Here is an 8,489-nt window from a genome sequence, read left to right on the forward strand (position 1 = left end):
ATTCAACTGCGTGAATCAAACTCTAGCAATTCAGCAACTTCAGCGCGGCCTCGTGGACGCGGCGGTCGCCAGCGGCGACGACACGACCGCCGCCCTGTGCCGGCTTTCCTTCCCATGTTGTGATGACCCCGCCAGCCCCGGTAATGATCGGTATCAACGCCGCGATGTCATAAGGTTTCAGTTCCGTCTCAATGACGAGATCGAGATGGCCCGCGGCCAGCATGCAGTAGGAATAGCAGTCGCCGCCGTAGCGGGTCAGCCGCACCTCGGCTTCGACTTTGCTGAATGCTGCGCGATCGTCGGGATTCATCAGGAGGGGACTTGTCGTGAACGAAGTTGCCTCTTGAAGTGACGGGCATCGCCGCACCGCAAGTTTGCGCCCGTCCGACGGTCCTCGATAGCGAGAGGAGCGGTTGTCGCCGCTGAACCGCTCACCGATGTAGGGTTGATGCATCATGCCGAACACGGGCATTCCACGATGAAGCAGTGCGATCAGCGTGCCCCAGATCGGAAAACCTGCGATAAAGGATTTTGTGCCGTCGATGGGATCCAGCATCCAGACATATTCGGCGTCTTCGTTTTGATTGCCGAATTCCTCGCCGACGACGCCGTGCTCCGGAAAGTTCGCCTGGATCATCCGGCGCATGACGGCTTCGGCCGCCCGATCGGCCTCCGTTACCGGATCGAAATCGCGACTGGCGCTCTTGTTTTCGACGCCGAGAAGAGTCGTTCTGAAAAATGGCAGGATGGTTTCGCCCGAGGCCGTCGCGAGACGGTCAATAAAGGCGGTAAAGTCAATCACCGTCACGCTATACCTCACCGGGCAATGTTCGAGCTGCGACCCCTAGCTAAGCCGCCTCCTATACATGTCCGGATCGGATATCGCATCGTCTGCCATTCCATCGCGGCACAGTTTTCCCGCTCTCGCATTATCGCTGCGGGGGCCGGGACTGCATTGATCGTGGATCGGATGTTGCCGCCTTGAACGCTCTGGGTTGATCGGTGAGGATCGTGCCCGAAATCAAATTAAAATATTGAAATTACTTAATAAATAACAGTTTGAGTCGAGACTCAATGAGCCGGAGAAGACCACATGGATGATGAAACTAGAGCTATTTGAAAGGAAATCGCCCGAAATCTCTTGCATTTTGTGCAGCGCGGTTACATATTGTTGCGGTGCGGTAGCCGTCGCGCTATCGCTTGCCCTCCTTGGGCGTTTCCTCCCTAGACTTGGGTCGCTTGTTCGACGAGCGGCCCTTTTTCTTTGCTTCTTTGCGGCGGCTCTGCAAAAGACCATCCAGACTCTCGCCGTTCTCGTCGATCTGAACTTCAGAAACATTTGCAGCTATGGACTGCTGTTGGTCCCGGGTCGCCAAGGCAATCTTTCCTTGCGGCACTTCCGAATATTGATTGAACGCCGGGAATCTACTCTGCGGCGGACCGGAAGGAGCCGAGATCGTCGAGCGGGATGGCGGCCAGGGCATCGGCGAGCGTCAGGAAATCCGTTGCAACCTGACGGAAGCGGGGTCCGCGCTCACGCCGCCGTTCGTCCATATAGACCGCTCGGTTGAGTTCGAGCTGAACCGCGTGCAGTCCGCTGGCCGGATTTCCGTAATGTTCGGTGATAAATCCGCCCGCATAGGGCTTGTTGCGGGCGAGCGAGTAGCCGAGGCCTCTCATCACGTCATCGATGACATTGGGAAGCTGCGGCGCACAACTGGTCTCATAGCGATCACCGATCACGATGTCCGGTCGCTTCGGTTCATCAAGCGAGATTCCGGTCGATGGCATCGAGTGGCAATCCACAAGGATGACCGTTCCGAATGTCTGATGGGCCTTGTGGATTAGCCGCCGCAGCGCGCGATGATAGGGTTTGTAGAGCAGTTCGATCCGGCCGAGCGCATCATCCACGCCAAGACGCTCGCGATAGATTTCCTCGCCGTCGCCGACCACGCGCGGGATAGTGCCGAGACCACCCGCGACCCGCATCGATCGCGTGTTGGCGAAGCTCGGCAGCCGCCCGGTGAACATTCGAGGATCGAGCTCGTAAGGTTCGCGGTTTACGTCCACGTAGGAGCGGGGGAAATTGACCCGAACCACTGGAAAACCGGCATCGGTCAAGCCGCCGATCAATTCATCCATGAATGAATCTTCTGACCGGCGCAGGCCGGCGAGATCGATCCGCGAAGCGGACAGGAATTGCTCCGGATAGACCGAACCGGAATGAGGAGAGTTAAAGATGATGGGGGATCGCCATATCGCCGGCTCAGCGATTTCGAAAGGCGGTTGGTCACCGTCAAACTCGTTCATCGCCAGCGTCGTCCTCGCGCAGCCGCCTGTCGAACTTGTCTGGACAGGCGTTCCTGAATTTGCATTGTCGATAATCACGACCCTTCTGCCAAGCCAAAGTTCGTTTTCACTCCAAATTTACCAGATTTGGCTTATAGTGACTGCTCCTCCAGCCGGGCTCCAATGACCTCCATCATGCACAAAATCCTCCTTGCCGAAGACGACAACGACATGCGCCGGTTTCTGGTCAAGGCGCTGGAGAATGCCGGTTTCAAGGTATCGTCCTATGACAACGGCCTTTCAGCATATCAGAGGCTGCGTGAAGAGCCATTTGAAATGCTTCTCACCGATATCGTAATGCCGGAAATGGACGGCATCGAGCTGGCGCGCCGCGCTTCGGAACTCGATCCCGACATCAAGATCATGTTCATTACTGGCTTTGCGGCCGTCGCGCTGAATTCCGATTCCGAGGCGCCGAAGAACGCCAAGGTGTTGTCCAAACCTGTGCATCTGCGTGAATTGGTCAGCGAAGTGAACAAGATGCTGGCGGCTTGATTCATTATGTCCGCTGATCCTTGCCTGTCCGCGCGGGAGCCGATATAGGACCGGCGACCCCTTTCGGAAGTTTCCGGGCGCGTAGCTCAGCGGGAGAGCACTACCTTGACATGGTAGGGGTCACAGGTTCGATCCCTGTCGCGCCCACCACCCAGTCTGCTGTTTTGTCATTCTATGGAGACTGATAGGAAAGGCCCGCCGTTGGCGGGGTTTTCTGACCCTGGTTTTGTGGGAGGCTGTCTCCGTTCGTGGATGTGTCCGTTTTTCGGCCCCTGTCTCTGGTCCAAAAATTCCCGTTCCGGGCAGGGGTCCATTCAGCCCGTAGAACCGCCTGCTGGTGGACGTCGCGTATCCTGGCATGTGACGCCCCGAGATGCCGGTCGAGTGATCGTTACGCACAGATGGGTGTCTTGCGGTGACGAGCGTTGTTCTTTTGGCGCTTACATCGCTTCGTTGCGTGTTTTCAGAGCGGTGGCAGTCCAAGGTTAAAGTATTGCTTCGACCATTCGGGCGGCGCATCGCGGAGCTCAGCGATGCCGATGCCACGAGGCAGGCGACCTTCGATGGCGGCCTTGACCAGTGGCGGCGCGAGGAACGCCATCGACAGGGTCAGATGGATTTGCCGGACGCTGCATTTCTGCCGGACCGCGAGTTCTTCGATCGTCAATCGTCCGCAGACGATCTCGTCCAGCCATTGCCGACCGCGGGCAATGGCGCGGATTAGGCCTGCGCGACGCTCGGCGCGGATCGGTCGTGTACGCCGGGATGGTGCGGATGCGGGCTGGATCACGTCTCGGAATTTGCGCATCGGCGGCTTGGTCCAGGGAATCAGGATGGTCTCGCCTTGATCAAGCGTGGCGCCGGCATCGTCGTTTCGAGCCAGTTCGAGATGATCATGATTGGGCGGTTCAATCGCCTTCATGGTCACGGCCAGATGTTTGGTGCGAACCTCAATCCTAGCAATATGGGCAGCAATGGCATGTTGCTCCCCGAGCGATTCTGACCGTTGTTCACCGGACTTTGTCAGCCTGTCACGCACCGTATTGGTGACCAGCGCCTCGATCTGATCGGCGGAGACGCGGGAGATGGACCCCACTGGATCATCTGAGTGGCCGCGCTGCAGCGGCCGGGAGATATAATAGCGGTAGCGCACCCGATTCTTGGTCGCGTGGGTCGGGATCATGCGGTTGCCTGCATCATCAAACAGCAATCCGGTGAGAAGCGCTTTGGATTTTTGCCTGGCTCTGGTCCGATGGGACCATTGTTCGGTCAGCTTGGCCTGGACGGCCTCGAACAGGGATCGCTCAAGCAAAGGCGGTTGTGGTCCGGGCAGGACCTCGCCCTTGAATGTCACCTCGCCGATATAGAACCGGTTGCGCAGCATGTAGAACAGCGGCCCCTGGGTAAAGGGAACGCCGCCCCTGACGGCACCGGTCGAGAGCTTGCGGACCTTGGAGGTCAGTCCCTTGCTCTTGAGATCGGCGACCAGGCGATTGACGCTTCCGAGTTCAAGGTAGCGCTCGAATATGAGCCGAACGGTTTTTGCCTCGTGCTGATGGATGGAAAGCTTGCCGTCGCTCAGCGCGTAACCGAGCGGCACCATGCCTCCAACCCAGAGGCCCTTGCGCTTGGAGGCGGCGATCTTGTCGCGGATGCGCTCGGCTGTGACCTCGCGCTCGAATTGGGCGAAGGACAGAAGAACATTTAGGGTCAAACGGCCCATCGATGTCGTGGTGTTGAACTGCTGGGTTACCGAGACAAATGACACGTTATGAGCATCGAACAGCTCAACCAGCTTGGCGAAGTCGGCCAGAGACCGTGTCAGGCGGTCCACCTTATAGACGACGATGACATTGATTTTGCGGGTCCGGACATCATCAAGCAACTTTTGCAGGGCAGGGCGGTCGGTCGATCCGCCCGAGAACCCGCCATCGTCATAGCGCGTCTTAATCAGCGTCCAGCCCGCATGCGTCTGACTACGGATATAGGCCTCGGATGCATCGTATTGAGCATCGAGCGAGTTGAATTCCTGATCGAGCCCGGCATCGGTCGAGACCCGGGTATAGATCGCACACCGGACGGATTTGCCAGACACCGATTTACCAGGCGTCATTGCGGCCTCGCAGTTGCAGCTCGCAGGCCAAAGAACCTCGGCCCGTTCCATCTGGTCCCGGTGATTGCAAGGGCGACTTCGGACAGGCTGCCATAGGTCTTGCCTTCAAACCCAAAGCCATCGGCGAGCACCATGACCCGATGATCCCGTCCATTCCATGTGCGGGTCAAGATGGCGCCCGGCGTGAGCTCCTGGTTGCGCTGATCGACCTTGTCGGTCAGTCTGGTGATTGCAGCCGATGCCTCTGATCCTACGGCAGCCTTCAAGATCTGTGTCATCCCCGCATCGAGGTCGCCGAAGGCATCGGCCTGAATGCGATAGGCGAGCATGGCGAACAGCAGATGCCTCTGTAGGTGTATCGGTGCTGAGCGACCCGTTATACCCCGCCACCTCAGGCGAAGGCTCTTAAGATCGAGATCACGGAGATCTGCGATCTCGATTTCAAGAGTGGCCGCATCCATGGTGCGGCGTGATTGTCTGCGCGGTGCCATCGATCAGGTGGCGGTAGCCGATTTGCCGACCTCATCCGCTGCCGGTTTGATGCGATAGCTCCGTACCTTATCAACACGCTCGGACTCAAGATCGAGCTTGAGTTTCTTGCGAACGACAGCGGCAAAGAAGCCGCGCACCGAATGCGGCTGCCAACCCGTCGCCTTAGCGATGGCGTCGATCGTGCAACCGCCTGGCGATCGCAGCAGAGCGAGCACTCGAGCTTGCTTGGAATCAGTGCGAGCGCCCGATGCTTTGGTTGGCAAGGCGGATGAGCCAGCAGTCGGCGATGCCTTCGATGCCGCCGGCCTCTTTATCTTAGTGCCAACTCGTTTGGCTTTAACGGATCGGGTCGCGGCTAATTTTGAGGCAGGTTGTCTGGTCGCGGCTGGCTGCTTTGCTTTGGCCTTCGTCATGGGGGTCTCCGACATTGCGGGGCATCCATCGCGCCCCACCGCCGCGGCCCCGCAACGGCCAAAGGCCGGCGGGGCAGGATCCTGACGAGCCTATTCGCTCGCTATAACAGCCGTAGTAACGCTCCGTTGCCACAGCAAAGCCAGTCGTTTCTTAGCAATCTTGTTGCTCGTTTTTCGGATCGGGGCCGGGTGTGAAACTTCTCGGGCCAGCATCAGACTACGAATCTGGGGGTCAGGAGTTCGAATCTCTTCGGGCGCGCCATGCATGATCTCCACGAATTGGTTACCCTATCGGCTCTGGAGCGGGAGGAGATCAAGCGCGCCGACGCTTACTACGCCGGCAAGGTCTTCGAGTATCCTCAAATGTTTGAAGCCGTCCGTGCCTATCCGAACGATCCTGAGATTTCGCATCTTATGACTTTGGCCGAAAAGCTTGTGGCAGGTCTTTACCGCCCTTGTTTGGAGGCGGCGGGATGCTGTTCTCAAGACATTGTTTGCCCCCTGCTAGCGAATCGCCCCGGTTTTCGTATCGACGGCGAACGCCAAGAAGAGCAAGCCGCTGCCCTCGGATCTCGCATTAGCATTGTGTCTTCGGCTAACCCGCATTGCCCCAGTGTGATCACGCGATATACTCCGTGTCCTTCGCGGGGGCTGTAACTTATGGATGCAATTGTTGGGACCAGTAACAACTGGCGGAACGATCCGGCTGGAAGAATCGCCAACATATCTCTGGCTCCCAACCAGAAGAACTCCCTGTTTCCGCTTTTCGAAGCGATCATGAATTCGATTCAGGCGATCGAGGAGCGTTTCGGTCGCGACCAGATTTCGTCGGGGAATGTTCGTGTTACAGTCATCCGGACTGAGGATGGGGACTGTACAGGCTTCACAGTCAGCGACAACGGAATCGGATTCAATCAGCAAAACCTCGATTCGTTTGTCAAAATGGACTCTCAAAAGAAGGCGTCCATAGGCGGCAAAGGCGTCGGGCGGCTTTTATGGTTGAAAGTCGTCGACTCTGTTCGAATTGAAAGCCTCTTCTCTGACGCACAGGGCGTAAGCCGTGTGGTCTTCGACTTCTGCCTCGACGACCCTATTCGGAATATTGAGTACTCCGATGGCGCGGCGGTCGAACATATCGGAACGACCATCGAACTGTTTCCCTATAAGGACACCTACGCGAGACCGATCCCGCGAAAGGTCGCAACGATCGCTAGCCGCGTGCTTGCCCATTTCATCAGCTATTTCGTGAATATCAGTCAGCCAAAGATCGAGATTATCGACGGCGCCAAAAGCATCGATCTGTTCGATCAATTCACATCGGTTACTGAACGCGATCAAGATTTCAGATTTGTGCTGACACTCTCGACAGGAGAGTTTGAGTTTGTCTGCCATTGCTTTCTTCTTCCCAAGTCGATTTCAGACGACGAGAACAGCACGAACGCCTTGTATCTGGGTGCTAACGGCCGGGCGGTTAAACGCTACGAGCTGGATGCGGTTCTGGGCATGAGAGCAATCGACGATAAATATGCCTATCTCAGTTACGTTGAGTCTGAGATTTTGAATGACACGGCCAATGACACCCGCACTGAATTTTCGCTCTCTGACGATGATCTCGAAATAATCGTCAACGCTGCCAAGGCGAAAGCTAGGGAGTTCCTGGCGCCGGAGATCACGGATATTCGCGAGCGGCAGGAGAAAGTTGTCGCATCATTGAGGGTCGAACATCCTCGATTTCTAAGTGTTGCACGCGACAGCAAGGAGTTCGCCAACAATCTGCACCTCTCTATGCAGAAGGAAGAGGATGTATTCGTCGAACTTTCACGGCAATCGCTTCGGCAATACAAACGGCGCAAAAAGGCATTCCTGACGTCCGTTAAGAAGAAATTGCCGGACATCACGGCCAAAGCTCAAGAATATGTGGCCGGGCTTCAGAGTGAATCGGTCTCTTCGCTGGCCGAGTACGTCATGAAGCGCAAAATGATCTTGGAAGTCTTTGAGGAGAGCCTCAAATACACTGATATCCAGGCCAAACTTTCGGACTATGAACACGTTGTTCATGACATCGTGTGCCCGCTGCGATCGACGTCAGAAGAACTTGATTATGAAGATCACAATCTCTGGATTGTCGACGACCGTCTCGCCTTCTTCTCATATTTCAATTCCGATAAACAACTGAAGGCCCAAATCGCCAACCCCGCCAACCCTGTTGATCGCCCCGATATCTCGGTTTTCGACGTTAGCCTTGGATTCCAGAATATCGACCAGTCGCAGCCGATCACGATCATTGAGTTCAAGCGCCCGAAAAGAGATGATTACACCCTTGAGAAAAATCCGATCACTCAAGTGAGAAAATACGTCGATGATATGAGGAAGTCTGGCGAGGCCATCAAATACGATGGCACTCCGCTTCGTCAAATTGCCGAAACAACTCCATTTGTTTGCCACGTCATCGCCGACGTAACGCCCTCGCTCCGGACGGTCATGAAGGCATTGGGGCCGTTCCATCAGAAAGTCGGGTCAGGCACCTATTACCTCTATGGACGACTCTCCCGTTGCAAGTCGATTTTGATCTGATCTGCTTGGCCCGTTGCAAACATCTATCCGGCGTCACCCGAAGTGATCAGGGC

General features: G+C 56.4%; 8 protein-coding genes and 1 tRNA gene. 3 read left to right on the top strand and 6 right to left on the bottom strand.

The features are described from left to right. Positions 1-22: 22 nt before the first annotated feature. From hisN to GGQ85_RS08780, 3 genes are all read right to left on the bottom strand, one after another. On the bottom strand, positions 23-808 hold the full coding sequence (gene hisN / locus GGQ85_RS08770) for a histidinol-phosphatase (RefSeq protein ID WP_079445909.1): 786 nt from the start codon (positions 806-808) through the stop codon (positions 23-25). A 385-nt stretch (positions 809-1,193) separates the two neighbouring features. Next, a complete protein-coding gene (locus GGQ85_RS08775; RefSeq protein WP_309774163.1) occupies positions 1,194-1,376 on the bottom strand; it encodes a hypothetical protein in 183 nt (60 codons plus the stop codon). Positions 1,377-1,425: 49 nt separating this feature from the next. Then, complete coding sequence (locus tag GGQ85_RS08780; protein ID WP_079445924.1) at positions 1,426-2,310, bottom strand: N-formylglutamate amidohydrolase; 885 nt, start codon at positions 2,308-2,310, stop codon at positions 1,426-1,428. A 171-nt stretch (positions 2,311-2,481) separates the two neighbouring features. Here GGQ85_RS08780 and cpdR point away from each other — a divergent pair, with 171 nt between their 5' ends. Then, positions 2,482-2,844: a cell cycle two-component system response regulator CpdR gene (gene cpdR / locus GGQ85_RS08785; protein ID WP_274533938.1), complete on the top strand. Its 363-nt coding sequence runs from the start codon at positions 2,482-2,484 to the stop codon at positions 2,842-2,844. Between the two features lie 75 nt (positions 2,845-2,919). After that, positions 2,920-2,994 (top strand) — tRNA-Val (locus GGQ85_RS08790). A gap of 313 nt (positions 2,995-3,307) precedes the next feature. Here the strand turns inward: GGQ85_RS08790 and GGQ85_RS08795 are convergent. From GGQ85_RS08795 to GGQ85_RS20825, 3 genes are read right to left on the bottom strand one after another with little or no spacing between them, the layout of a single operon-like run. Then, positions 3,308-4,957, bottom strand: coding sequence for a recombinase family protein (locus tag GGQ85_RS08795; RefSeq protein WP_309774165.1), 1,650 nt, complete (start codon positions 4,955-4,957; stop codon positions 3,308-3,310). Continuing rightward, the gene (locus tag GGQ85_RS08800; protein WP_309774166.1) at positions 4,954-5,448 is read right to left on the bottom strand and encodes a DUF2924 domain-containing protein; all 495 of its coding nucleotides are present in this window, start codon (positions 5,446-5,448) and stop codon (positions 4,954-4,956) included. Before GGQ85_RS08800 ends, GGQ85_RS08795 begins: the two co-directional genes overlap by 4 nt. Before the next feature lie 3 nt (positions 5,449-5,451). Then, positions 5,452-5,712: a DUF3489 domain-containing protein gene (locus tag GGQ85_RS20825; protein WP_374708865.1), complete on the bottom strand. Its 261-nt coding sequence runs from the start codon at positions 5,710-5,712 to the stop codon at positions 5,452-5,454. Positions 5,713-6,522: 810 nt separating this feature from the next. Here GGQ85_RS20825 and GGQ85_RS08810 point away from each other — a divergent pair. Then, complete coding sequence (locus tag GGQ85_RS08810; RefSeq protein ID WP_309774168.1) at positions 6,523-8,436, top strand: ATP-binding protein; 1,914 nt, start codon at positions 6,523-6,525, stop codon at positions 8,434-8,436. The last annotated feature ends 53 nt before the right edge of the window (positions 8,437-8,489 follow it).

The organism is Nitrobacter vulgaris (assembly GCF_031453995.1).
Lineage (GTDB): Bacteria > Pseudomonadota > Alphaproteobacteria > Rhizobiales > Xanthobacteraceae > Nitrobacter > Nitrobacter vulgaris.